Below are 24575 nucleotides of genomic sequence, written 5' to 3' on the forward strand. Positions count from 1 at the left end.
TTAATTAAGAATTTTTACCACTCCGCTGTTAACTTTATCATATCAAACAGGGAAAGACTTTGACAATCATTGACCAAGATGTTCATCAATTTGACAATTACGTGAAATTATTTATTTCCTCCTCCCTAAATAACTGGACGCAAAATTGGGTAGTTATTAATAGAGAACTTCCGTACAAAGGAGATCTGACCAATGGATACTGCTACACATTTTGTTATGGGCCTGGGACTGGCCGGCCTTTCCTTCGTTGATCCCGCCGTCGCCTCCCATGGAACACTGGCCGGGGCTGTCATGGTAGCCACTGTACTGGCCTCGCAAGCACCGGATGCCGATACTGCGTTGCGTCTCAAGGACAATGCGCTTTATATCCGCAATCACCGGGGAATCACCCATTCCCTGCCATTCCTGCTGCTGTGGCCGGCTTTGATCACACTGGTGATCGGACCGCTATTCGGATTTACCGATGTACATTCTCTTAGCCATATTGCTCTGTGGAGCTTCATCGGCGTAGCCGTTCATGTATTCTCCGATTTGTTCAACACGTATGGGACACAGGCCGCGCGTCCCTTCACAGAGAAATGGATTGCCTGGAACATTATCCACATCTTTGATCCGTTTATATTCGGCAGCCATGCCGCGGCAATTATTCTCTGGATCAGCGGGATGATTCCACCGGCACCTTTATTTATCACCCTGTATGCCAGTATCGTGATTTATTATATTTGGCGGACCCTCGTGCATGCCCGGATTACGCGCAATATCAAGAACAAAGATATGCATCATAATACCGGCGACCATTATTATGTCATCCCCACGATCTCGCCATCGCGCTGGAATGTGGTCAAAGCCAAACCGGACGGCAGCTATAACGTCGGATTGCTGAGCGGCGGGCGGCTGGAATGGTTCAAACATGCGGTGTGCTCCACCCACCCCGCTGTAGAACATTCCAAATCCCATCCGGACATTCAGGCATTTCTTTATTTCACCTCTTATGCTGTAGCCGAGGTCGAGGAATTGCCCTCCGGTTATATTGTACGCTGGGGCGATGTGCGTTATTTACACCGCAAGCAATTCCCTTTCGTAGCGGTGCTTGTAATGGATAACCAATATCATCCGCTCAACACTTATGTAGGCTGGCTCAGCAGCGAGAAACTGGATGAACGGTTCGCCATTGATCCGGGCTCCGTAAAGCTGTAGTCAATAGCAGAAGGCGTCCGGTTTCCGGACGCCTTCTTTGCTCTGCCATGAATTACCGCTCTTGACGCCTGCCGCAACATAAGGCACAATCACCATAAAGCGTTTTCAATGAATTTTAGATGTTTTTAAGCATCATTTATTACTGTATATTATATAGTTCCTTATATTATAAAAAAACTCCGCAGCACATAAGCGCTGCGGGATCATTCACTTACTACCATTAGAAAGGAAGGCTGGCAATTATGGGTAAAGGTCTGTCGCTTTGGTTCGCATGTTCTTCGATTCTAATGCTAACAGCTGCTTCTATCTCCATCAGCTTTAACATTTGGCTGGCGCTCCTGCTTGGCGTTCTCTGTGTCCTGAACATCGGCTGGGGGTTTATTCTCAAAGCCAGACTGAGACGCAAAGCGGAGACAAGGCAGGCCTCTTAACGTAGCGGGAGGAAGCCCATCCGTTCCTTAACACCGGCAAGGTTCTGCGCCGCCACGATGCGGGCGCGTTCTGCGCCTTCGGCAAGAATATCACCAAGCGTGCCGGAGCTGCGTATTTCATAATATTTCTGTTGAAGCGGCTCTAGCGTAGCCACCAGCACTTCACCAAGATCCTTTTTGAAACCTCCATACATTTGGCCTTCATAACGGTCGGCAATCTGCTGCAGGCTCATTCCCGAGCACTCGGCATAAATGCTCATCAAATTGCTTATCTCAGGCTTGTTAGCGGGATCATACACCACTTCACGGCCGGAGTCGGTCGTAGCACGGCTGATTTTTTTGCGGATTACATCCGGCGGATCAAGCAGTGCGATATAGCTGCCCGCGTTTGGATTGCTTTTGCTCATTTTTTTGCTGGCGTCGTCCAGCGACATAATGCGTGCGCCTACTTCAGGAATATACGGCTCCGGAACCGTGAAGAATTCCCCAAACCGGTGATTGAAACGTCCGGCCAGATCTCTAGTCAATTCCAGATGCTGCTTCTGATCCTCGCCAACCGGTACGAGATCGGCATTGTAAATGAGGATATCGGCAGCCATCAGCGATGGATAAACGAACAGGCCTGAGCCCACAGAATCCTTCCCGGAAGACTTGTCCTTGAACTGGGTCATCCGCTCCAGCTCACCCATTGCAGTCAGCGTAGTCATGATCCAGCCCAGCTCGGCATGCTGTGGTACATGGGACTGCATATAGACATTTGAGATTGCCGGATCAATGCCTGCAGCAAGATAAAGTGCCGCTACCGATTCTGAGTTTTCCCGCAGTGCGGCAGGCTCCTGAGTAACAGTAATGGCATGGAGATCCACTACCATGAAAAAGCATTCATACTCTTTTTGCAGTTTTACGAAATTTTTGATTGCTCCGATATAGTTCCCGAGTGTCAGTGAACCACTGGGCTGAATGCCCGACAATACTTTTTTAGCCATCGAATTACCCTCCATAAAATGTAATTTCCACTTTCGAAGAACACAAAAAGGCCCCACATCCGCAAGGGACGTGAGACCGTGGTACCACCCTTATTCGCTGCTTGAGGAGTCCATAGAGGACATCAGCAAACAGCCTTTGCTTCCGGTAACGGGGAAGTGCCGGCCGGTCTACTGAGGCTCTCCAGCCCGTTCAAGCGCGGCGCTCAAGGGTCCATTCATACGGAAGTGTCCCGCCGGTTCACATCAGCCACCGGCTTTCTGAAGGTGCAGTTCCCGCCTACTTGTCCCTGTCATCGCATTGTCATCGTTCATTAATGCATTCATCATAGAGCGATACTGAGAAGATGTCAAATCCGTTAACCACAAAAATATAAATCTGTTATGATAAGGTTATTCGCATTCTTTCAGATTAAGTTAAAGGAGCATATCTCTCATGAAACAGGTGACCAAAGGGCAGTGGGGCGGCTATGATACCTATATTTTGCATAGCTGCGAACTTGAACTCACGCTTTTGCCGCGACTGGGAAACAACATTATCTCCTTGTGGGACCGTAAGGAGAATCGGGAAATCCTGCGCCGGCCTGATGAAAGCGACATATCTTTTTATCTGCAGAAGCCTTACCATTTCGGTATTCCGCTCTTAGTTCCGCCCGGACGAATCCGCAAGGGTCAATTTCAGTTTGAGGGCACAAGCTACCAGTTTGATCAGAATACGGCCGGAGACAATCATATTCATGGACTGCACCGGACGCAGAGCTGGTGTGTCAGCGATATTGAAGAGGACGAAGAAGGCTGTGCGGTGACGACGGAATTCAATACCGGCGACGACGCTAACTGGATGAGACAATTTCCTGTTCCTCTGAGATTCGAAATGACGTTCCGGCTTCAGGATGCCCGCGTTCAGCAAACACTCAAGGTCACTCACTTAGGAGACACAGTCATTCCATTCGGGATTGGCTATCACACATGGTTCATGATTGACGGTGAGCCCGGCCGCTGGAAACTGAATTTGCCCGTAGAAAGCATTTATGAACTGAATAACGAGCTCCTGCCCAGCGGCAGCCTGCTGCCACTTGGTGATTTGGAAGCCTTGAACCAAGGTATGAATCTTCAAGGTACTAATTTGGATACTGTGCTAAGGATCGGAAAAGAGCAGCCCGCTGAAGCCTTGCTGATCCGCGATGACGGATATGGGCTTCGCTATACTGCAGACAAAGATTACTTCCGTCATTGGGTGGTATATACGAAAGGGCCTGCAGAGCAGTTTCTGTGCATCGAGCCCTACACATGGCTGCCGGATGCACCGAATATTCCAAAGTGCCCTTCCTTTACAGGACTCATTACCTTGCAGCCCGGCCAGACGCTTGCGCTTTCCAGCATGCTCGAAATACTCTATCCTTAACTTCTTAATTTCATATAATTACCATCCTTAAATCCTTTCGAAATCGTGCATGATTTCATCTCCTCGCGCTCATACTATCTTCACAACGGGCGAAGGAGGTGACACACATGGGTCAAGCAGGTCAACAAGGTCGTAGCAGCCGTAGTAATAACCTGGTCGTGCCTCAAGCGAATGCAGCGCTGCAGCAGTTGAAATATGAAGCAGCACAAGAGCTTGGAGTAACGATTCCTCAAGACGGTTATTATGGTAACTACACTTCCCGCGAAACCGGTTCTTTGGGAGGATACATCACCAAACGTCTGGTACAACTGGCAGAGCAACAATTGTCCGGTCGTTCGTAATCGCCTTATCATTAAGTGATTTATCCGGTAGGGCTTAACGCCTGAAACGGAGTAGCTTCTCAGCCCGTCTGCGCTTCTCGTCGAAGCGCAGGCGGGCTTTTAGCTTGTGTCGCTATGTATAATTTCAGCCGTAATTTTGATCAGAATTGTCAGCAGAATTACGGGGATAGCGGATCATCAGGTTGGCCATATTGTAATTGGACTCCAGGATCGCATCTACAACCACCATCCCCTGGCGGATGGCGAACTCATAGCTGATCTCACCATGCGTCCAGCGACGTTTGTATTTCAGACTCTCCAGAGCCATAAGCCGGAAGGAGGACAACTGGCCTGAGTTCAACCCCTCCTGCTCTTCCTTAAATACACCACTTCGTCCAGACAGCGGATTATGGCGGATCCCAAACTTACCGATGACATTATTTCTGATTTGCACAAAAACCGTGCCGGAAGACAGTCCAGACAATTCCTCTTGCAGTTCCTTGAATACCAAATCCATCTGTCTTGCCAGCGATAGCTCTTCTGTCCTGAGCATATTGTACCTCCTAAAAGTTTTGTGAGCATTGCTTCTTGAAGTTCTATTCTTCGTACAAAACTTGCTTCGTAAGCTTCCGCTTCGTTTTGTGAGAGCACTGCTTCTTGATTATTCTTCGTACAAACTGCCTTCGTATTTCTTTCCTAGCAGGCCTTATATAAGGCTTTAGGCTCATTATAGGGCAGTACTTTACAAGGTACAACATTATTCAACATAATTGGGTTAAAATCCCTATATGTGCGCAAACTTTATTAAAAATCCAATAAATTCCACTATAAACCGATCGCTTTCGACACTATACAGCGCAAAAAAAAGCCCCGATCAAGGGGCTTTTGCGTATTCACACCAATTCTGAGCGGATCGATTTCCATTCGACAAAAAATTCTCGTCTTAGTTCTGTCATATTCTCGGTCTATTAGTTTGTCATTGCAAGAAATTCGTTGATATCCCCTACAATCAGATCTACGGCTCCCTGCCAGAAATCCGGCTCTGCAAGATCTACCCCAAGATGTTTGGAGACCAGATCCTCCAGTGTCATTACTCCTGTATCCCGCAGCAAATTATCATATTTGTCAGCGAATGAAGCCCCTTGCTCCAGCGCAAGCCGGTACAATCCCGTGCTGAACATATATCCTACGGTGTAAGGGAAGTTGTAGAACGGCACATCCGTAATGTAGAAATGCAGCTTAGAGGCCCAGAAATGCGGGTGATACTCTGACAACACACCGCAGAAGGCTTCTTTCTGAGCTTCCTCCATCAGTGCCGACAGCTCTTCCGCATTCACAAGACCCTCCTTGCGTTTTTCGTAAAAGCGGGTTTCGAACAAGAATCGGGCGTGGATGTTCATAAAAAAGGCTACGCTGTTCTGTATTTTCGCCTCAAGCAACGCCAGCTTCTCCTCCGGATCAGCAGCTGCCTTCACCTGTGCATCAGATACAATGACTTCTGCGAAGGTAGAGGCGGTCTCTGCTACATTCATCGCGTAATTCTGGTTGAACAGCGGCTGGTCATCCAGCAGGAAAGAGTGATAGGCGTGTCCAAGCTCATGCGCCAATGTCGACACATTGGAAGGCGTGCCGCTGTATGTCATAAATATGCGGGATTCCTTGCTCTCCGGGAAGGAGACGCAGAATCCGCCGGGACGTTTGGCCGGACGGTCTTCGACCTCGATCCAGTTATTGTCGAAGGCATGCTCAGCAAAATCCGCCAGCTTCGGACTAAATTTGCGGAATTGCGTAACAATGTCTTTTGCTGCCTGATCATAAGGGATTTTGCCGGAGGATTTGCCGACAGGCGCTTCTACATCCACCCAAGCCAGTGCATCCATACCCAGCAGTTTGGCTTTGCGCTGGAGGTAGGAGACAAGCGCCGGTTTGCTCTTGGTAATGACGTCCCACATCACGTCCAATGTTGTGTGTGACATGCGGTTGATGCCAAGCGGCTCCTTCAGCACATCTTCCCAGCCCCGGCCTTTGTACAACTTCAGCCGGAATCCTGCCAGATGATTCAGGGTATCCGCGCAATAATCCGCGGCTCCGCCCCAGGCTTCCTCCCATTTGCGGAACATGGCCTTCCGTACTTTCGGATCTTCATCATCCAGCTTATTGAAGGCCTGCCCGGCAGACAACTGTTTGGTTCCTTCCTCATCCTCATACGGGATTTGAATGGAGCCGACAATCGTTTCGTAATGCTCGCTCCAACCATGGTATCCGTCAACGGCGAGCTCAAGCGCCAGACTTTCCAGCTCCGGGCTCATCTTCTCGCGGGCTAAGTCGCGGCTTTCGCTTAGTACGAAAGCAAGCGGAGCAATTTCCGGCCGGGCCATCCACTCCGTCCATACCGCATCCGACGTTTGACGCAGCACATTGTCAAATTGCGAACTGATGCCTTCGAATCCGGCGCGCAAACCGGTCACTTTGGAGGATAACCGGACAGCACCCTTGTCCTGCTGATTCTGGGCACCCAGACAGCCGGCAAATTCCGACGCCTGGATCAGACGTCCGGAACAGCTCTGCAGCAATTCGATCACAGCATCCAGGGATTTGGTGGATTCGGAATCAGCCGGGGAGACGGAAGCGGCAACCTGCTGCCGCAAGGTCTCAATATCCGCTTCAAGCTGCTTCAAGAATTCTTCAAACTTGGGAGAGGATGAACCGCCCGGAAAAATAGACTCCAGCTCCCATGTCAGTGATAATGGTTGTTTCATGTCTTCCCACCATTCCTTTGCTCTGAATTGGTTTTCTTTGTATTTGGCCTGAAGCCATGGTAAAGTGAATTACGATAACCCCAAGTCTCTGCTTTCGAGGCCAAATAGTCATATTTATTCTAATGGGTACCGCCATATGCTTCTGAGGCAGCTTTGTACGAAATGACTCTAAGCAGCTATGCTCATTAAACCTTTAGGAGGGCATCAACATGAAGCCACTGCAAATTTCACCGGAAACGGCTATAACTTTATCCAAACAGCTCGGCGTTCCCCTGGAACACTTGATGCATATGCCTCAACATATCCTGCTGCAAAAGATCGCTGAATTATCGAAGCAGCAAAGCGCTGAGACCGATGGTAAGGCTGCAGAGACGCCGCCAGCTGAGAAGGAAGAGCAATGATCCCTTTCAGCCATACCTGGCCTTATGACATTATTCTTGGAGATCTGTACGTGCAGTACTGCCCGTTTTGCAACTCGGAGAATGTGCTTCTCCCCATGAAACCGAAGGAACTGCAAATCGTGCGCGACGGCAAAAAGAAACTGCTTGTCTTTCCATGCTGCAGCACTAGCCCGACAGTCATCGACAACGATGGGGACTATCTGCTGTTTGACCGTGCGGTCCGCTGACCGCCTATGGTCTCCCATTCCCGCAATCAGGCACACCTGCATAGCGCAAAAGTGAGTTTGTCGCTTTTGCGCTTTTTGCCGTTCATGGAGCTGCGGAAAAGCATCAGATTCCCGCCAATGCGTCCGGGTCAATGTCTTCTCCACGCATTTGTTCGCGCAGCAGGGCCCACTGCTCGCGCGCAGCCCGGATCATCGCGGCATCGGTGATTCTCTGATCGTTGATCAGACGTGAGAACCATTTCACCGCACTGTGGAACTCCCCGATACGGCGGTTCAGTTCACCGATCAGATACATCAGCCGGGCGTCATTTCCACCCATCCCGTCATTCTCAAACACCTTTACATATTCATCCAGCGAATAACGCAAAAAGCGCTGCTCCTGCGCAGAATCCCCCTGATAGCGGTACATCCAGGCAATATGATGCAGGAGGCTAGCGATAATCCGGTCTTTATCCTTGATGCTTTGAGCGCAAATCAATGCAAGCTTGTACGATTCAAGTGCGAGCTCCCAGCTGCGTTTCTCCCCGAAATCCCGGGTCTTCCAGCGGGTCCCCACCTGCTCATTAAAAGCTTTGCGCTGCCAGTCGACCAGCTTGTCGGCAGAGTTCTCCGTAGAGGCAAAACCGCATTTCGGACAGACACGCACAACATAATAATCCGGATTTTCCTCCTTGTAATAGGAGCAGAAATCCGCATCCCGGCGTATTGCTCTTTTGAGGCTCGGGCGTACCCGTGAGGTTGAGAACTCCTGTTCACAGTTGCAGCACATAACTTTAATCGAGTACAAAGGTATTAATTCTGGCAAATGCCCTCATCCTTTCGCGATCAACTGCTCCTTACTCCTGGGGCATGTTAACAAAATGGTGTGCAGGTCCTGCAAGCCGACTGAGCACAAATGAACGCAGCGGTTCCTGAACACCGGTATCCTCCAGTGCTTCCTTCATACACCCCAGCCACTGCTCGGCATGTGCCGGCGTGATAGGAATATGCATATGTCTTGCTCTCATCATCGGATGGCCATGGAGCTCGGAATAGAGCGCCGGTCCGCCGAAAAACTGACTGAGGAATTGATATTGCTTCTCCAGTACAGGAGTAATATCAGCAGGGAATAACGGGCTCAGCTGCGGATGAAGCTGCACCTTTGCATAGAATACTTCAACCAGACGGTGAAGCCCCTCTGCGCCCCCCAGATTGTCGAATAAGCTGTCATTTGGATTCATTGGAGGTTACCAGCTTTCTTTCATTTTAATTGAAGCGTCTTTTTTATTATACCAAAAAAAGCATTGCACCGTTAAACAATGACTTTAGGCTTATGTCATCCTGTAGAACGCAAAAAAAGACGCTAAACCCGGTGTTTAGCGTCACATCATATTTAATAGGTCCGAAATTCCTCTTCACCAGGAGGGACGAGAGAGATCCGGATAACATATACAAAAGCACAAACGAGAACTCCGGCAACTACGCTCATCACCATCACTCCATCCCTAATTATTACTCTAAAAAAGGTGTGCATTGATTAATTTAATAATATCATAATTCAAGCAAAAATGCATCGCGTCTTGTAACCGCTTTCTGCATTTTTTTTGTGCTGTTTGTCCTACTTTTGGCATACATCTAACCATAGAGCTTGGAGGCGTTGATTATGATCTTGAAGAAGATTGCCGGCCCCCTGCTAGGCCTCATCTTTGCCGGCTGCATCCTGCTGATGCTGGCTCATCCGGCAAGCGCTCTGGCTGCAGCGCTTCGCGGTCTGGCCATCTGGTGGGACGTGCTGTTCCCCTCGTTGTTTCCGTTCTTTGTCATTTCCGAAATCATGCTCGGCCTCGGCATAGTTCATCTCTTCGGGGCGCTGCTGGACCCTTTGATGCGGCCGCTGTTCAATATTCCCGGCAGCGGCGGATTTGTGGCGGCCATGGGATATGTATCAGGATATCCAGTGGGTGCCAAATTAACCGCAAAGCTGCGGGAACAGGGCCTGGTTAACCGGGTAGAAGGGGAGCGCCTCGTTGCGTTCACCACCTCCTCCGATCCTATTTTTCTGCTGGGTGCCGTATCCGTCGGGTTTTTTCATGATGCTTCTTTAGGACTAGTCCTGGCGCTTGCCCATTACGGAGGGGGCTTGATCGTAGGCCTGCTGATGTCCTTCCATGGACGGAAAGAGCATACATTATCCGCTAAAAATCAGACTCCCCCTAATGGACAAAATTCCGGGCGGCTGCGCATGGCACTGAGCTCCATGGCCGAAGCCCGGCACAGGGACGGGCGGAGCTTCGGCGAGCTGCTTATGGGTGCTGTGCAATCCTCGCTGCTGCTTATTATTGTCGTAGGAGGGCTGGTTGTATTCTTCACCGTGCTGATGGAGCTGCTGGCCCGTGCCGGAATCATGTCGACCCTGTTTGGACTGACAGACCGTATCCTCTCTCTGGCAGGATTCCCGCCTGAATTGTCGGCGGCTCTGGTCAGCGGCCTGTTCGAGGTTACCCTGGGTGCCCGTTCCGCCGGTGAGGCGACGGCTTCAATTCCGCTGCATTTCAAAGCAGCTGCAGCTGCTTTTATTCTCTCCTGGGGCGGATTATCCGTACATGCCCAGGTCGCAAGCATCCTGAATGGCACAGGACTGCGTTATCTCCCCTTCATGCTTGCCAGACTGGTCCACGCCTTTCTGTCTGCGGGCTTGCTGCTGCTGCTCTGGAAGCCTGTTATAAGCTCAGGGTTGTCAGAGCATTGGAATGCACTGCCTGCCGCTTCCGGGCTTGCTTCTCCCGCCTCTGCTTTCGTTTCCAGTCTAAGCCTGCTTGGCCTGCTGCTGGGTGGGGCTTTGCTGCTGTCGCTGCTTATAATGTTATCCGGCATAGCAGCACGCACATGGCGGCGGCATTAATCCTGAAAGGATACTGAACAATATACGCAAGAAGGACAGTCTTTTCATCGCTCTAATATTGTGTTCCGGGTCAAGATTGATTATGATCGGTGTATGACTGAATCATACAAAGGAGCCTGTACATCTTGAGATATTATGTTCTGGACCGCGGAGACGAATTGTCCATTAAACTTGCGGAGCAATTTCACAAGCTGGCGGCGGAGCGGAACCTGGAGCTGGATGCCGAATCTCCTGAAATCGTCATTTCCATTGGCGGTGACGGAACTATGCTGCACGCTTTTCATACCTTTATCGATCAGATTTCCAATTTGGCTTTTGTAGGTGTGCATACCGGACATTTGGGCTTCTATGCGGATTGGAAAGCGGAAGAGCTTCCGACACTGATCGACTATATGTGCGGAGTGGGTGACTCCATGCCACATAAACCGCGTATCGTGCAGTATCCGCTGCTAGAACTGGAAATTCATAAAAAATCAGGTTCCACCTCGCATATTGCCCTGAATGAGTTCACCCTTAAAGGTGTTGACGGAACGGTGGTCATCCAGGTTGACATTAATGACGTAACCTTCGAGATGTTCCGCGGCGATGGCTTATGCCTCTCCACGCCATCAGGCAGCACCGCCTACAACAAAAGTCTTGGAGGTGCTATGGTGCATCCGTCGATTGAAGCGCTGCAAATTGCCGAAATTGCATCGATCAACAATCGTGTGTTCCGTACGATGGGTTCGCCGTTGCTGCTGCCCAAGCACCATCACTGCGACATCTTTTCCCGCAAAGACCAGCGCCTGCTGCTGACGATTGACCATAACAATATTCCAGTGGATGACCTGGTCTCCGTCCGTTGCCAGGTATCCGACAAAAAAATCAGCTTTGCCAGATACCGCCCGTTTCCTTTCTGGAACCGTGTCCGTGAAGCCTTTCTGGTCTAGGGAGCTGGTCCTAATTTCAGAGGTGGGAAAGCCGGGAATGCAACGACATTCCCGGCTCTTTTATGCTTGGGGGTGTTTAACAAACTCTTCTATTACAGCTAACACAAGTTGATAGACAGGGAGAATTTCCATTGGTATAATGAACCTATTTTACATAGTTATGTTTATTTTAAAGGAGAGAACAACCGTTGAAAAAATTAATATCTTTATTAGGCACCAGCCTGCTGGCACTTGTGCTGGCAGTCCCCGCTTTTGCCGCAGAACAACCGATTAAGGTCTATATTAACGGCAGCAATGTTTCATTCACTGCGGGTAATCCTTACCTTAAGAATAATACTGTACTCGTTCCATTCCGTGTCATCTTCGAAAAGCTTGGACTTCAGGTGCTCTATAATGCCCAGACGGGAACCATCACCGGCACCAGCTCCTCGCTTAAGCTCAGCCTCAAAATCGGCAGCAACCGGGCTACCCTGAACGGAACCGTCAAAAAAATGAGTACAGCGCCCCTCTCCATCGGCGGCACTACTTATATTCCTTTGCGTTTCATTGCTGAAGCTACCGGCGGCACAGCCGTCTGGGACTCAGGCAGCAGAAGCGTCAAGATCAAAGCCGCTGTGTCCACTATCACCGACGAGAAGGATATTACGGCCTTAATTCATTTGGCCAATCAATATTATAATACTGAACAAGCCAGTCGCTTTTATTCGCTTGTGGAGGCAGGTGAGGACGTTAAGGGAATGGTAGCCGATATGGATTCATCCTTTGAGCTGTATGATGTCAAGAATACAATTGAAAGCCTTATGGTGCTGCAAATCCAGGGAAATGAAGCGACTGCCGTCACGGTTGAGAAAGCCGTTCGAACCGGCGGCGTTTATATTCCTGACGAGAACATTGAATATTTGTATGAGCTCGTCCGTAAGGACGGGAAATGGAAGATTGCCTCGATGGAGGTGCAAGACAGAACGGTGCTCCTTACCCGTGAACAGGGAATGACAGCAGCAGTTGTGCCGCAAGCTACAGCAGCAACCCTCAAAGATAACCTCAGCAAGTATTATCAATATATGAGTGCTGAGAATACGGATGCTATCTCCGCCCTGATGACCTCATACGGGGAGGAGTACGATGCGGCAACAAAGTCGGATATGCAGGACTATTTTGATACCTATGATCACCGCTATACCCTGGATAACTCGAATATCTTCTATTATTCTAACGAAGAAGCCGCTGTGTATGCGGAAACCACCATTAAGGATGCCGATAGCGGGGAGAGCTACAAGCAGTCACTCATCTTCCTCTTTGTGAAGTCAGAAGACGGTGCGTGGACGGTTGACGAAACCTATAATCTTAGTTTTGATGGTGATCAATTATAATCTTAAGACAGACAGCTGTAATGCATCATCAAATATAATAAAAAAGGGCGTATGCACTTATGAAATCCGGAAAAATCATGTCGGCCGTTCTTAGCGGCTGTCTTGTGTTCTCCCTCCTCTTAGCACCTGCTGCTTCAGCGGCAGAGAGCGCACAGACCGATTCAAACACAGAAATTATTAACGAAATTATGGACTATATTGAATCCTACAACGTGGAAGGGGTAGACAAGGATACCCTGATCCGTGGTGCAATTGACGGAATGATCTATACGCTCAATGATCCTTACAGCATGTACCTCGACAGTGACGAAGCCGCTGAATTTCAACATCAGCTTGAGCTTGAATATGTCGGTATCGGTTTTTCGCTGGCGAGAAATGGGAATGAGGTGTACATTGAAGAAATCACCCCCCGTTCTCCCGCCGAACAAGCGGGTCTGAAACGCGGTGACGTTCTTCTGAAGATCAACGGTACGGGCATCGCTGATCTTGAGGCCGATCCCTTTAGCGCAGCGCCAGGCAGCAAGCTGACCCTAACCGTTAACCGAAACGGGGCGGCCAAATCCGTTAACGTAACCCTGAAAAGTATGGTAACAACCTCTGTCACCGGCAAAATTATCGGCCAGAAAATCGCTTACATCGCATTAAGCGGCTTCACGCAGAATGCCGACAAGGAATTCTCCGCTATGCTGGATAAGATGCGGGCAGCCGGGATGAAATCGCTCGTGTTGGATCTGCGCAATAACGGAGGCGGCTATATCGATGTTGCCAAGAACATTACCGCCAAGTTTATGGAATCGGGCATTATGATGTACACCTCTGACCAAAGTGGCGCTCTAACTCCGGAAATTATAAAAGGTGGCAGTAAAATCGGCGTGCCTGTCGTCGTCCTGACGAATGAGAACTCCGCCAGTGCCTCCGAAGCCCTGACCGGTGCTCTGCGCGATAATAAGCTCGCGACTATCGTCGGTACCCGCACATACGGCAAAGCCAGAATTCAAAACCTTGTGCCCGTATCCAACGGCGGGGAACTGAAGCTCACGACTTTAAAGTACCTGACCCCGAACAAGGAGGACTTTAACCAGATCGGCCTGAAGCCGGATATTGAAGTCCAAAGCAAAACCGCGCAGCTGATTACCGCCCTGCAAATTGCTGGAATGACCAACATTACAGCGTCCGGAGATAACCATATTCTGAACATCAATGGAAGTCCTTTTGCCGGAAATGTCGGTCTCTTGAAGCAAGGGGACAAGGTTTATGCTTCGGCACGCGTGCTGGCAACCCTTGTCGAGAGCGATGTTGCCTGGGATGCAAAGAACAAAAAAGTGCTTGTCACGAACGGAGCCGGCAGCATCTCCAGCTTCGCCTTGGCCTCCAAAGAAGCCCTGTCCCAGAATGATGAGACCTACATTGAACTCAATGCATTCAAAAAGAAGTTCCCTGCGCTAACCTGGAGCTACGACGCCGCACTCAAACAATTGAAATTATCCGTTAAATAGCGGATTATATCGCACAGCAGAAACAAAGGATGCCCTGCAGCCATGTATGTATGGCGAGGGGCATCCTTGTTTTGTACCAATCCCAGAACAGAAGACAGTTGCCGCCTTTGCTTAGTTGGAAGAATTCTGGGGCGGGTTCTGCGGGTTCTGCGGGCTTTGCTGGTTCTGCTGCTGTCTGCCCTGAAAATCTTTATTGCCTTTTTTGTCTTTATTCCGGTGGTTCCGGCTTTGATGTTCCCGCACAGGTCTATCCTTAGACGAATGATCCCTGCCGTTTCCGCCAGTACCCTTGTCGCGGGCCGGGTTAGGGTAGGAAGATTTCGATTCCCGCTGCTCTTTAATTACAGCATCCGGTTCGGCAGGCTCTTGTTCAAGGTCTTCCTCCAGCACCGGCTCCGGTATTTCTTTAATCAAGATATCCTTGAATGTACCTTCCTTCGGCTGCTCTTTCAATTTGTGCAGAACAAAATAGGCACAGCCGAAATTGCAGTATTCATTAATGTAATCCACCATGCCAGAAATAGCTGTATCCCGGTTCACCTTCGGATGGTTGTCCCGGTAAAAGCCTTTCAGACGTAATTGGCTGTATCCCCAGTCACCGATAATATAATCGTAACGGTCCAGCACCTCGCTGTATCTCCCGCGAAACGCCTCCGGATTCCAGCCGTCCTTATGATCCAACATGAGCTCGTAGCCTTTTCCACCTATAACGATCAAGCGTGTGTCGCCTGCCTTTCTTTTGCATAATGGGAGCGGGGGCGTTGATAAGCCGCCGTTCCGCGGAATTTCGAATTTCCGGCCGCTGTTGTTGTCCGATTTCTTCATTTTAAACCGCCATGCGGTTGAAATCGGACAACAAAGGCGAACGCTGGCGCTCCTCCAATTTCGAAATTCAGCTCCACGGCTCCATCAACGCGTGATGGGGTGGACCTACAACATTAACCCAAGGGCCTCTGATCACCTACGGCTCACAATCGGCCCTTTTCCCTCTAAAACCTTAAACCTAAACCTTAAAGACTAAAGACTAAAGACTAAAGACAAACCCTATGACTCCGTCACGAAGGCAATTTTATTTCCCTAAATTTTAATTATTACTGTGAAACTGAACGCTCCTCACGGGCTTTCGCAGCGGACTTGACCTGCTCATGCGCACGATAAGAGCTGCGGACGAGCGGGCCCGCTTCTACATGACTGAAGCCCCGGTTCAGTCCTTCTTCCTTGAGCAAAGCAAATTGCTCCGGCGGATAATATTTCTCCACATTTAAATGCTTAGGGGAAGGCTGCAGGTATTGCCCTAATGTCAATATATCACAATCTGCCGCCCGCAGATCATCCATCGCCTGAAGTATTTCGTCCCATTCTTCTCCTACGCCTAGCATGATGCTGGATTTGGTAGGAATATCTGGTTTGATCTCCTTCGCCCGGCTCAGCAGCTCCAGAGAGCGGCGGTATTTGGCTCTGGCCCGCACACGGTCCGACATCCGCTCTACCGTCTCTATATTATGGTTCAGGATGTCCGGGCGGCTGTTCATTACAATTTCCAGGCTGTCCCGGTCTCCGAGAAAATCCGGGATCAGTACTTCCACACTGCATAGCGGAAGACGTCTTCGAATAGCAGCAACAGTCTCGGCAAAAATCGCCGCACCGCCATCCTTCAAGTCATCGCGGGCCACGCTTGTCACCACACAATGGTTAAGCTTCATGCCTTCTGCAGCTTCAGCAACACGCTCCGGCTCCAGCAGGTCAAGCTCCGTGGGCAGACCTGTATTCACGGCACAGAAACGGCAGGCCCGTGTACAAATGTCTCCCAGGATCATAAATGTAGCCGTACGGTTCGCCCAGCATTCATAAATATTGGGACAACGTGCTTCTTCACATACGGTATGTAAAGTTTTGGATCGCATCATGCCTTTAATATCCTGATAATTATCACCGGTCGTTAACTTGATTTTAATCCATTCCGGCTTGGGTTGTTTGGCTGTTCTATTAGTCAAAGTGGTGAACCCCGCTTTCGCCTGAATATAAGTTCCATTGTTAAAAAGTTGCTGCCTCATATTATAGCATGTGCCATTGGCATTTGCCTGTTTTTGTGAAATACAGCTTGCAAGCTTGATTGCTCTGTACTTCAGACAGACGGCTGCTCTAGCTGCAGGGTATTTTGTTCAAACTTGGCAGCTTTAGACAAGTACGGATAAAAACATCCCTTTTGCTTCAAATTAAAAGAAAATAAGTGCATCTGTCAATACCTGTCCGATGTATTATACAATTCCACGGCGGAACTTAGGAGGTTATTATCATGCTGGCCCCATTCAGAAATTATAGAAAAGTGATCACCGTATCCTGTTTGTCGGCTGCCCTATTGCTGTCGGGCGGCGGGGAAGCGGCTGTTGCGGCTGCCACCCGGGGGCATAACCCCCCGCCCGTCAAATCCAGCGGCGTTCCTGCCGGCAGCAAGGTGAATGTTGAGACTGCACGCAAGGAGCTTTATGAGCAAATGAGTGCTGCTACCGGCATTCCCTGGTTCAGATTCGCTGCGATTGACCAGTATGAGCGGACGATTGCTAAGAAGAAGGGAAGCACGGAAGTGTCCGCTTCTTCCCGTCTTACCAGCATCACCATTCCTGCACCGGTATGGTCCGGTCCGCTGAATCCGGATCAGGCCGATAAATCGCCTGATTCCATCAGCTTCTTCGGCGGTTTCGGGCAGGACGGGTCCGGGGACGATCTCGCCGATCCCACAAATGATGCCGACGTGCTCTACAGCATGGCACGTCACCTTCTGAATTATGGAAACTCTGTGAATGACTTCAATATTGGAGTTTGGGAGTATTATCATAATGGCCGCGCGGCCCAGCGGGTGGCGCAATTCTCTAAGCTGTATGAGCATTTCGGACGGCTCGACCTGTCAGGCAGCGCTTTTCCGCTGCCCGTCGGAACGTTGTATGCCTACCGCAGTACATGGGGCACCGGCAGAAGCTGGGGAGGTGCGCGCATTCATGAGGGAACGGATCTGTTCACCCCGCATGGAATGACTGTGCGCAGCACCTGCTTTGGAGTAGTGGAGACGAAGGGATGGAACCGCTTTGGCGGCTGGAGAATAGGCATTCGCGATATCGAGAACCGGTATCATTATTACGCCCATTTGGCCGGGTATGAGAAATCCATCTCCCGCGGAGATATCGTCACACCCGGGCAAACTCTTGGCTGGGTCGGCAGCTCGGGGTACGGCAAACCCGGAACTCAGGGCAAATTCCCTCCCCATCTGCATTACGGCATCTACCGCGACCGGGGAATTACAGAGTGGGCCTTCGATCCTTATCCTTTGCTCAAGCAATGGGAGAATCAGGAGTACCGGACACTTAGGAAAAATAAGAAAAACAAATCATGAACCTGAGCCCGGCCTTGCAATTTCATCCGCACCGTTCGGCTAGTTCAACATCAGGCAGCCGAACGGTTCAATCTCCACAAGAATCTGTTTGGCATTCCGGATGGTCCTTCCACTCAACAAGTCGGTCAGTTCATTTGGGTCAGGGCGGAAACTGCTCAGCTCAAGCTGATAATGATTCGGGGAGTTGTTGAGAATCAGCCCTATTGGGTCCTGATCACCCTGCCGCACAAAGCCGAGAACATTACGCGCCTCATCAGTGAACCAGGGACGGAATGCGCCTTTTTGCAGGACGTTATGTGCTTTCCGCAGGGCAATCAGCTCCTTGTACCAATTGCGAAGTTCCTCATTCTGCTCCTGCCTGTGCCAAAGCATCGGTCTTCTGCAATGCGGATCGGTGGCCCCTTCCATTCCGACTTCATCTCCGTAATATATCATTGGCAGGCCAATATAGGTCATCTGAAAAAATATAGCCTGCTTCATCCGCTGGAGGGCCGTACCCGCCCGGTTCCAGCCGCGGCCGCCTTCCTTGCAGGCTGTCAGAAACCGCTGGGTATCATGGCTGCCAAGCAGCTGGAACATTGCCGAGTTAGCCTGATCATTGCAGAGTGCTTCGATATGGAGCAGCTGCTCCATGAACCGCTGCGGGCCCGTGGATTGTTCCGCAAAAAATTCCAGCACCGCATCACGCAGCACATAATTCATCCCGCCATCAAACTGGTCACCCCTTAACCACGGACCGGACGCATGCATGATTTCCCCAATCAGCAGCAGTTCGGGAAATTCATCCTTCAGTTCGCGGCGGAACCGGGACCAGAACAGCGGATGGACCTCATTGGCCACATCCAGACGCCAGCCGTCAATTCCCGCTTCACGAATCCAATGCTTGGCCACACCGAGCATATAATCAGCAACTTCAGGATGATTCATATTCAGCTTGGGCATCTGGGCTTCGGCCTTTGCAAAGGTCTCATAGGTTGGAACCGGAGACTGCTCAACCGGATAGGAATGGATAAAGAACCAATCCTTATACCGCGAATTCTCCCCATGTTCAAGCACATCTCTGAAAGCAAAAAAAGTATCGCCGGAATGGTTAAACACAGCATCAAGCAGCACCTTGATCCCGTGACGGTGTGCCTCAGCGACGAGCTCCTTAAGATCCTCTGCTGTACCAAAATCAGGATCAATCTTGTAATAGTCCGATGTATTATATTTATGCTCTGAAGGAGATTCAAAGATAGGTGTCATGTAGACGGCGGTCACGCCGAGTTCCTGCAGATAGGGTATTTTTTCTGTAATTCCCTGCAGTGTTCCACGGTTATAGCTGCTGGGATATATCTGATAAACAATGGCTCCGCTCGTCCATGAAGGCAGCTCCAGCGCCTGGTCGGCATGTAGATAAGCGTATTGAAAAGACCCGGCACGTTCGCGGTTTTGGGACTCTCCCCGTTCTCCGTACCATGTATAATCACCCGCAAGATTTTTTACATAGAACAAATATCTGCATTTGCCGGTTTCCGTCCGGATTACCGCCTCATGAATCTCATAGGCACCGGCTGAACCGATTTTCTCCATAGACTGTGGTTGTTCACTGCCCGGGGAATCATAGCGGTCGGAGTGAACCACAGTACAGCTTAAATGCTGTCCGGCAGGCACAAACAGCCGCAATTTCAGGGCTCCCGGTCCAGCGGGAAAGGCAAAAGGATCTTCTGACGTATGGTACAAAAACCAGTGGTTTGACATTTTTTTAGTCTCCTTTTTGTTATCATTCCCGGAATTTTCCGGACAAACTCAACCGTTAGGGAAACCGGTTTCCCTTTAAAAATTACCATGCACTATATACGTTGTCAATGCAAATCAACTCTGATAAATAAGAAAGAGCCTGCTTCACACTAATCGGTGAAAGAGGCTCTGCAAGCCGCGCTTGATATATTATTTCCACACACTATTCAGGAAACCCCTGAGCGCTCGATAAACTGGAGTACTTCGTTCATGATCCGCTCACTATCATCGCAATGGCAAACCATATGACCGCTGTTCTCCACCATCAGCACCTGTTTGCGGCCGGAAGGAATGGTCTGCTGCAGGTAACCGGCGCTTTTGGTCTTCACCAGATGATCTCTTCTGCCCTGCACGATCAAGGTCGGAATCTCGATGCGCGGATAGACCTCAAAGCTTTCGCGGACCAGCCGTTGAAACTCCCGGGTGGCCTTCGCCGGCGTCGAGCCGAATTTGCTGAAATAATTTCTGAGCATGGCTGGGCTGCCCAACGTTCTGAGAATCTCAAGCACGTTCAGCGGAAACACAGGCGCCGACAGCAGCGTAAGCGACTTAATCCGGGTTTGGTATTGTACCGAAAGATGGGAAGCGATCAACGCTCCGGTAGAAAAACCAATAAGATGAACGCTCTCCGTCTGGTTCAGCAAACTCTTTAATTCATCTTCGGCACTTTGCCGCCAATCATGCCTGTCCGAGTGAAGCAGATCTTTTCTGCTGCCGCCGTGCCCTTTAAGCGTGAAGGTCCTGGAATGGTAATTATGCTGCTCCATAAACCGTGACAACGGAGAGATTTCGTGTTCTCCCCCGGTGAAGCCATGAATAAACAAACAGCTATCCATAACCATCCCTCTTTTCGTTTAGATTTTTTTAAAGCTATATAGATTGAACTTATAATTCTTCTATTTTGGGATTGGCCGTGACTCCAGAGAATGTTTGGACTTTCGGCCGCTGTTAGGTTTCGATTTCCTGAATTTAACCGCGAATCGCGGTAGAAATCCAAACCTAAAGGCGGACGCTGTCGCTCCTACAGTTCCAAAATTCCCCTCCACCACTTTTCCCTACATGTAATTCTCAAGTTCAATCTATATAGGTTTATATGTATCTGCCTTATTTTAACCATTTTAAGAAAAATAAACCTTAACGTCCAATCGTTAAGGTTCACTTCATCATTATGTCATTAATAATATTCTCCTATTATGCCGTTTTAACCGGCTTGTTTGGGAATCTGCGTATTTTGCTATGTTAACCCAGTCATCCTCTTCAATCCACCATATTTTATCCGTACAGGCTGTGTTCTAGCTAGGATGGAAGCAAAAATGTTTAAGACCCAGACGACGGTTTGGGTCTTTTTACGGGTAAGCCTGCTGTTCCTATTCTATGAAGAAAGGATGAATAACTTTGCCTAACTTTAGTTCGTTTCAGTCCAATCCGGATAATTTGCGCACGCTTATTTTCGGCCGGGACCCCGTCTCACTTAATGATCTTCCCCTTACTACGGCTGTTTACGTGCCGCGCTTTTCTTTCCACTCTATTACACGGGGATTCTCATCCAGAATGGAACGGTATTGCTCCAGACTCCCCCATTTCCCCTCAGGATCAAGCTCCAGATAACGCTCGTATTTCTGCCGGAGCTCTTCCGGCGGCACAGCCCAGCCGTAATGCTTCACACGCAGTTCGGCTAGAAAACCCGGCAGGATGGCGTAGGAAAGCGGGAGCCGGGGAACATGATGATCCATCCGGGGCGAAAAATAATGAAAATGCGGCAGATAGCGGACCAGCGTGCGGGTATGCTTCATGTGAATATTCCAATGTTCATCCTCACGGTAATGGGTAGTTCCGCCCCAAAAATCATACAGGCGGAAGGCTACCCAGTCGTAAACATCCTGATCAATAAGGCGCCGCATCTCCCGCTTCGCCTCTTCCTCGTAGAATTCATCGGCATCGACAGATAATAGCCAGTCTGGTCCGGTGGACACCGCCAGATCCCAGAGCGTCTGCCGGAGCACCCATTCCCGGCTGAACAGCGAGCTTTCCAGCGTCACCAGCTTTGACACCTTGGCGAAAGAATTGCACAGCCGCGCCGTACCATCCGTACTTCCGTCATCGACAATGACGATATCGTCTACAAAATCGCTCAGTTCCTCAAGCACCCGCTCCAGATGTCGCCCGCTCTCATTGCGCACCTGCATCATCGCGGTCAGCCGGTTGCCGGAGGATTTGCGCAGAGGTTCACGGTTACTCATCTACTCTCCCCCTCAGTCGTCCGACTGCCTCTTCCAGATCGGCCATTTCGGCAAACAGTGGCCGGGCTTGATGGTCTGCTCCGGCCGCCCGCAGAAAGCTGCGGATGGCGGCATGCCGCCTGCCATGCAGCAGATGCAGCGTACCTTCGATCACCGGCAGCTGCTGGCTTGCCGCCGCCGCGCCTTTTGCTGGAGGTGACGTTCCCGCAGCATTACCTACCCCCGCATCGCTGCCGGCTTCCATTTCACGCTGGAGCTGCAGTGCTTTTTCCCATTGATAGGTTTCAATGTAGTTCAGCAGCAGCATCAGTTTCGCCTCCGTATAGGATGAACCGGACAAAATTATGATCGCCGCCGCCGAATCCTCGTTCACACGGCAGATTTCCGCCTGAAGCAGCTCTTTTTGGCCATGGTCCAGCCAGTTCTGCATCTCCGCTGCCCTCGCCCTTTCTTCGTCTGTAAAGGCTGTAATGGCATACTGCGCGGCAGCAAGCTCCAGATGGCCCTGCTTGGCTTCAATAGCCGAGAAAAACCGGTAATGGGAATGCAGACAGTCCGTATAATCATGCAGCAGCATCAGCTCGAAGGATTGCGTCAAATACCGGGAGGCCGCCTCGTCCCCAAGCAAATATAAATAGGAGGCTGCCAGATAATGCACGGTCGGCTGATCGGGCAGCTTCTCGCACATGGACAGATAGAAATCCGCACGATGCCGCCGCTGGATATCAAGCCAAGACACAGGCGATCCTGCGGATGGCTGCCACAGTTCTCCCAGCGCTCTCGTCCATATCGCTTCATAGCCGGAGAGAAAGAACAGCCCGTCTCCCCGGCGGATGATTCCATACGATAAGGGACTGTCCCCGCTGAGATAGACGACCCCGTCTCTGCGCAGATTCTGCTCCAGATATAGCCGTTCTGAAGCGGTGGCCACCAGATCGGCTCTGGCAGCAAGCAGCGCGCTGTATTTGTCCCACAGTCCGCTGTCTTCGCCTTCGGGACAAGCTTCCAGCAGTGCCACGGTATAGGCTGGCTCCAGTGTCATTACATCCGGCAGCCAATACGGGGAGGAGACGAGCACCGTGTATTCCTTGGCATTCAGCTTGTAAATCTCCGCCAGGCTCAAGGATTGGATGTCATATTCCTCCTGCTGGCCCGGTGTCATTCCCCCCGCAAACAAAACTTCCCCGCGGTCTGGAAGGAGGTCGAGCAGCCTCTTATATTTATAAGCCTCCCAGGGAACAGAACTGAGGATAAGATAGTTCATAGCCGTCCCCCTCCGTTACTCGGGGATGGCGATGTTTCTCCGCCGCGAAGCCCGGCAGTATACCCTATAGTCAGCTTTTCTGCGGGAACGAGCTGCAGGATGCGGCGTGTCGGCTCCTCCCGCCGCCCAATTCGGCCAGGCATAATTCCGCCCCGGTGGGCGGAATGCTCAAGCGGAAGAAACAGCGGAAGACCTCCGGTCAATGGCCCCTGCAGCTCATCTTCCTGGCTCACCACAATATCGGTTGAACCCTGCCGCACAGCCTGCACAATTCTCTCCACATAACGGTGGTCATATTCTGCAGAAGCGGACAAATACACTACTGCTTCGCTTTCGTAGAGTGCGGAGACATTCTCCAGCGCATGCAGCCAAGGTTTTTCTCCCTGTACCGTAATCACTGCGTCCCTCTCCTGGACCGGAAATTCGGAAGCAACATCGTTTGCACTGTCTCTGATCCATACCCAGCGGATATTGTCATAACTCTGTTGTTCTTGCAGCAACTGACATCGCTTAAGCGATGTTTCCGTGTTCCACTTCTCTTCAAAATAAACAACCGCTGTCACCAGTGGAACGATCACGGAAGAATTGCCGAGCGGTATGGCGGGCTGCTGCGGATAGACGGAAAGCTCCGCAGGTACCTGGAGACTTCCTCCACTCCCAGAGACGCCGGGCAGATTCCATTTGGCGCAGTACGCCCGCCTGCCTTCCTCCTCAGCCCCTTGGTCTATGCCATTCAAATAATAACTTCCGTCTTCAAGCGGATGAAGCGTGTGAACATACAGAGCATCACTGAGCGCGAGCCTTCTCCCCAGCTGCCGGGCCCGCAGGCACCAATCGGCCACCATTAGGCGCCGCTGGCGGAGCGATGCATCGAAACCGCCCACCCTGAGCAGCAGCTTCCGGGTGAAGAGCAGGCAGGCACCGCTCAGCACATCCACACTACGCCATTCGCCTTGCCGCCGAAGCCGGGTATGGTTTACGTATGCGGACAGTTTAGAAAAATCGTCAAACAGCTGCAATTCCCTGCCTTCCGCTTCTTCCGTAGAGGAACGCGGGGCAACTACCCCGACAACCGGATCATCAATGGCCGGCCAGAGCAGATCTGCGAGCCAGCCTGCAGTAACCATGACGGAATCCTGAAGCAATACGACAAATGAGGTCTCGGCATATGCCAAGGCCTCATTCACCCTATATTCCCCATTCCTGTAGGGGAGAAAAGACACGGCATGTTCTCCAGAGAACTGCTCCGAGAGGGGCAGCAAAGCAAAATCCTCTTCCAGCGGAACGCCAATCACACGGACGCCAGGGCCGGAATGCAGCAGCAGCAGCCGCAAGCATTCTTCCGCCCATGCGGCACAGCGCAGTTCAACCACAATTGTTATTCCGTCTATTACCGGAAGCGGCAGTAATCCTTCACGCTCCAGATAGCTGTATCTTCCGGCCAGACGCTCCAAGCGGACAGAATCCATAGAATCATACGGCATCAGGCTCACACTCCATTAGTT

General features: G+C 50.6%; 23 protein-coding genes. 11 read left to right on the forward strand and 12 right to left on the reverse strand.

Translation table 11 applies throughout. The features are described 5' to 3' along the window. The first annotated feature begins 192 nt into the window (after positions 1 to 192). On the forward strand, positions 193 to 1197 hold the full coding sequence (locus NST07_RS28830) for a metal-dependent hydrolase (protein WP_341096114.1): 1005 nt from the start codon (positions 193 to 195) through the stop codon (positions 1195 to 1197). Between the two features lie 242 nt (positions 1198 to 1439). Further along, positions 1440 to 1628 (forward strand): hypothetical protein, encoded by a 189-nt coding sequence (locus NST07_RS28835; RefSeq protein ID WP_341096116.1) that lies wholly within the window; start codon positions 1440 to 1442, stop codon positions 1626 to 1628. Here the strand turns inward: NST07_RS28835 and trpS are convergent. Beyond that, the gene (trpS, locus tag NST07_RS28840) at positions 1625 to 2614 is read right to left on the reverse strand and encodes a tryptophan--tRNA ligase (protein ID WP_341096117.1); all 990 of its coding nucleotides are present in this window, start codon (positions 2612 to 2614) and stop codon (positions 1625 to 1627) included. The two genes, NST07_RS28835 and trpS, sit on opposite strands and share 4 nt — an antisense overlap. Before the next feature lie 433 nt (positions 2615 to 3047). Between trpS and NST07_RS28845 the strand changes: the two genes are divergently transcribed. Both NST07_RS28845 and NST07_RS28850 read left to right on the forward strand, forming a co-directional pair. Next, positions 3048 to 4016: an aldose 1-epimerase gene (locus tag NST07_RS28845; protein ID WP_341096119.1), complete on the forward strand. Its 969-nt coding sequence runs from the start codon at positions 3048 to 3050 to the stop codon at positions 4014 to 4016. A 107-nt stretch (positions 4017 to 4123) separates the two neighbouring features. Continuing rightward, positions 4124 to 4357, forward strand: a complete 234-nt coding sequence (locus NST07_RS28850; RefSeq protein ID WP_038596187.1) for an alpha/beta-type small acid-soluble spore protein — start codon at positions 4124 to 4126, stop codon at positions 4355 to 4357. Positions 4358 to 4481: 124 nt separating this feature from the next. Here NST07_RS28850 and NST07_RS28855 read toward each other — a convergent pair whose 3' ends face one another. Both NST07_RS28855 and NST07_RS28860 read right to left on the reverse strand, forming a co-directional pair. Beyond that, positions 4482 to 4889, reverse strand: a complete 408-nt coding sequence (locus NST07_RS28855) for an O-methyltransferase (RefSeq protein ID WP_341096120.1) — start codon at positions 4887 to 4889, stop codon at positions 4482 to 4484. A gap of 415 nt (positions 4890 to 5304) precedes the next feature. Then, on the reverse strand, positions 5305 to 7095 hold the full coding sequence (locus NST07_RS28860) for a M3 family oligoendopeptidase (RefSeq protein ID WP_342480627.1): 1791 nt from the start codon (positions 7093 to 7095) through the stop codon (positions 5305 to 5307). Between the two features lie 209 nt (positions 7096 to 7304). On the opposite strand from NST07_RS28860, the gene NST07_RS28865 reads away from it, so the two are divergent. Continuing rightward, entirely contained in the window at positions 7305 to 7496 is a 192-nt protein-coding gene (locus NST07_RS28865; protein ID WP_038596193.1) for a YycC family protein, read from the forward strand. Next, positions 7493 to 7723 carry a hypothetical protein gene (locus NST07_RS28870; protein WP_038596195.1) on the forward strand — a complete coding sequence of 77 codons (231 nt, stop codon included), beginning with the start codon at positions 7493 to 7495 and terminating at the stop codon, positions 7721 to 7723. Before NST07_RS28865 ends, NST07_RS28870 begins: the two co-directional genes overlap by 4 nt. A gap of 103 nt (positions 7724 to 7826) precedes the next feature. Here the strand turns inward: NST07_RS28870 and NST07_RS28875 are convergent, their stop codons facing one another. After that, on the reverse strand, positions 7827 to 8528 hold the full coding sequence (locus NST07_RS28875; RefSeq protein WP_342480628.1) for a DUF2225 domain-containing protein: 702 nt from the start codon (positions 8526 to 8528) through the stop codon (positions 7827 to 7829). Between the two features lie 31 nt (positions 8529 to 8559). Then, positions 8560 to 8943 carry a globin gene (locus NST07_RS28880; protein ID WP_076112530.1) on the reverse strand — a complete coding sequence of 128 codons (384 nt, stop codon included), beginning with the start codon at positions 8941 to 8943 and terminating at the stop codon, positions 8560 to 8562. Positions 8944 to 9365: 422 nt separating this feature from the next. Between NST07_RS28880 and ylbJ the strand changes: the two genes are divergently transcribed. The 4 genes from ylbJ (at position 9366) to NST07_RS28900 (ending at position 14399) form a co-directional block, all read left to right on the forward strand. Then, positions 9366 to 10604, forward strand: a complete 1239-nt coding sequence (ylbJ, locus tag NST07_RS28885) for a sporulation integral membrane protein YlbJ (protein ID WP_342480629.1) — start codon at positions 9366 to 9368, stop codon at positions 10602 to 10604. A 125-nt stretch (positions 10605 to 10729) separates the two neighbouring features. Next, complete coding sequence (locus tag NST07_RS28890; RefSeq protein ID WP_341096132.1) at positions 10730 to 11533, forward strand: NAD kinase; 804 nt, start codon at positions 10730 to 10732, stop codon at positions 11531 to 11533. A gap of 188 nt (positions 11534 to 11721) precedes the next feature. Further along, positions 11722 to 12903, forward strand: coding sequence for a copper amine oxidase N-terminal domain-containing protein (locus tag NST07_RS28895; RefSeq protein ID WP_341096134.1), 1182 nt, complete (start codon positions 11722 to 11724; stop codon positions 12901 to 12903). A 59-nt stretch (positions 12904 to 12962) separates the two neighbouring features. Continuing rightward, positions 12963 to 14399, forward strand: a complete 1437-nt coding sequence (locus tag NST07_RS28900; RefSeq protein ID WP_342480630.1) for a S41 family peptidase — start codon at positions 12963 to 12965, stop codon at positions 14397 to 14399. 111 nt (positions 14400 to 14510) lie between these two features. Here the strand turns inward: NST07_RS28900 and NST07_RS28905 are convergent, their stop codons facing one another. Next, entirely contained in the window at positions 14511 to 15224 is a 714-nt protein-coding gene (locus tag NST07_RS28905) for a YutD family protein (RefSeq protein ID WP_342480631.1), read from the reverse strand. Positions 15225 to 15490: 266 nt separating this feature from the next. Next, positions 15491 to 16453: a lipoyl synthase gene (gene lipA, locus NST07_RS28910; protein WP_341096140.1), complete on the reverse strand. Its 963-nt coding sequence runs from the start codon at positions 16451 to 16453 to the stop codon at positions 15491 to 15493. Positions 16454 to 16695: 242 nt separating this feature from the next. Between lipA and NST07_RS28915 the strand changes: the two genes are divergently transcribed. Continuing rightward, positions 16696 to 17787: a M23 family metallopeptidase gene (locus tag NST07_RS28915; RefSeq protein ID WP_341096142.1), complete on the forward strand. Its 1092-nt coding sequence runs from the start codon at positions 16696 to 16698 to the stop codon at positions 17785 to 17787. A 39-nt stretch (positions 17788 to 17826) separates the two neighbouring features. On the opposite strand, the gene NST07_RS28920 is transcribed toward NST07_RS28915, so the two are convergent. The 5 genes from NST07_RS28920 to NST07_RS28940 all read right to left on the reverse strand — a co-directional run bounded on the left by NST07_RS28920 (position 17827) and on the right by NST07_RS28940 (position 24554). Beyond that, positions 17827 to 19527: an alpha amylase N-terminal ig-like domain-containing protein gene (locus tag NST07_RS28920; RefSeq protein WP_342480632.1), complete on the reverse strand. Its 1701-nt coding sequence runs from the start codon at positions 19525 to 19527 to the stop codon at positions 17827 to 17829. Between the two features lie 206 nt (positions 19528 to 19733). Beyond that, entirely contained in the window at positions 19734 to 20402 is a 669-nt protein-coding gene (locus NST07_RS28925; protein WP_341096145.1) for an alpha/beta fold hydrolase, read from the reverse strand. A 663-nt stretch (positions 20403 to 21065) separates the two neighbouring features. Continuing rightward, complete coding sequence (locus tag NST07_RS28930) at positions 21066 to 21806, reverse strand: glycosyltransferase (RefSeq protein ID WP_341096146.1); 741 nt, start codon at positions 21804 to 21806, stop codon at positions 21066 to 21068. Then, entirely contained in the window at positions 21799 to 23070 is a 1272-nt protein-coding gene (locus NST07_RS28935; RefSeq protein ID WP_342480633.1) for a hypothetical protein, read from the reverse strand. The genes NST07_RS28930 and NST07_RS28935 overlap by 8 nt, the downstream gene beginning before the upstream one ends. Beyond that, entirely contained in the window at positions 23067 to 24554 is a 1488-nt protein-coding gene (locus tag NST07_RS28940) for a hypothetical protein (protein WP_342480634.1), read from the reverse strand. The genes NST07_RS28935 and NST07_RS28940 overlap by 4 nt, the downstream gene beginning before the upstream one ends. Between the last annotated feature and the right edge of the window lie 21 nt (positions 24555 to 24575).

The sequence above is a fragment of the Paenibacillus sp. FSL L8-0340 genome (assembly GCF_038593145.1).
GTDB lineage: Bacteria > Bacillota > Bacilli > Paenibacillales > Paenibacillaceae > Paenibacillus_AQ.

What these genes read in the sequence shown, in the direction of transcription:
- NST07_RS28830 (WP_341096114.1), top strand. Translation starts at nt 193, where the DNA reads ATGGATACTGCTACACATTTTGTTATGGGCCTGGGACTGGCCGGCCTT.
- NST07_RS28835 (WP_341096116.1), top strand. Translation starts at nt 1,440, where the DNA reads ATGGGTAAAGGTCTGTCGCTTTGGTTCGCATGTTCTTCGATTCTAATG.
- trpS (WP_341096117.1), bottom strand. Translation starts at nt 2,614, where the DNA reads ATGGCTAAAAAAGTATTGTCGGGCATTCAGCCCAGTGGTTCACTGACA.
- NST07_RS28845 (WP_341096119.1), top strand. Translation starts at nt 3,048, where the DNA reads ATGAAACAGGTGACCAAAGGGCAGTGGGGCGGCTATGATACCTATATT.
- NST07_RS28850 (WP_038596187.1), top strand. Translation starts at nt 4,124, where the DNA reads ATGGGTCAAGCAGGTCAACAAGGTCGTAGCAGCCGTAGTAATAACCTG.
- NST07_RS28855 (WP_341096120.1), bottom strand. Translation starts at nt 4,889, where the DNA reads ATGCTCAGGACAGAAGAGCTATCGCTGGCAAGACAGATGGATTTGGTA.
- NST07_RS28860 (WP_342480627.1), bottom strand. Translation starts at nt 7,095, where the DNA reads ATGAAACAACCATTATCACTGACATGGGAGCTGGAGTCTATTTTTCCG.
- NST07_RS28865 (WP_038596193.1), top strand. Translation starts at nt 7,305, where the DNA reads ATGAAGCCACTGCAAATTTCACCGGAAACGGCTATAACTTTATCCAAA.
- NST07_RS28870 (WP_038596195.1), top strand. Translation starts at nt 7,493, where the DNA reads ATGATCCCTTTCAGCCATACCTGGCCTTATGACATTATTCTTGGAGAT.
- NST07_RS28880 (WP_076112530.1), bottom strand. Translation starts at nt 8,943, where the DNA reads ATGAATCCAAATGACAGCTTATTCGACAATCTGGGGGGCGCAGAGGGG.
- ylbJ (WP_342480629.1), top strand. Translation starts at nt 9,366, where the DNA reads ATGATCTTGAAGAAGATTGCCGGCCCCCTGCTAGGCCTCATCTTTGCC.
- NST07_RS28900 (WP_342480630.1), top strand. Translation starts at nt 12,963, where the DNA reads ATGAAATCCGGAAAAATCATGTCGGCCGTTCTTAGCGGCTGTCTTGTG.
- NST07_RS28905 (WP_342480631.1), bottom strand. Translation starts at nt 15,224, where the DNA reads ATGAAGAAATCGGACAACAACAGCGGCCGGAAATTCGAAATTCCGCGG.
- lipA (WP_341096140.1), bottom strand. Translation starts at nt 16,453, where the DNA reads ATGAGGCAGCAACTTTTTAACAATGGAACTTATATTCAGGCGAAAGCG.
- NST07_RS28915 (WP_341096142.1), top strand. Translation starts at nt 16,696, where the DNA reads ATGCTGGCCCCATTCAGAAATTATAGAAAAGTGATCACCGTATCCTGT.
- NST07_RS28920 (WP_342480632.1), bottom strand. Translation starts at nt 19,527, where the DNA reads ATGTCAAACCACTGGTTTTTGTACCATACGTCAGAAGATCCTTTTGCC.
- NST07_RS28925 (WP_341096145.1), bottom strand. Translation starts at nt 20,402, where the DNA reads ATGGATAGCTGTTTGTTTATTCATGGCTTCACCGGGGGAGAACACGAA.
- NST07_RS28930 (WP_341096146.1), bottom strand. Translation starts at nt 21,806, where the DNA reads ATGAGTAACCGTGAACCTCTGCGCAAATCCTCCGGCAACCGGCTGACC.
- NST07_RS28935 (WP_342480633.1), bottom strand. Translation starts at nt 23,070, where the DNA reads ATGAACTATCTTATCCTCAGTTCTGTTCCCTGGGAGGCTTATAAATAT.
- NST07_RS28940 (WP_342480634.1), bottom strand. Translation starts at nt 24,554, where the DNA reads ATGCCGTATGATTCTATGGATTCTGTCCGCTTGGAGCGTCTGGCCGGA.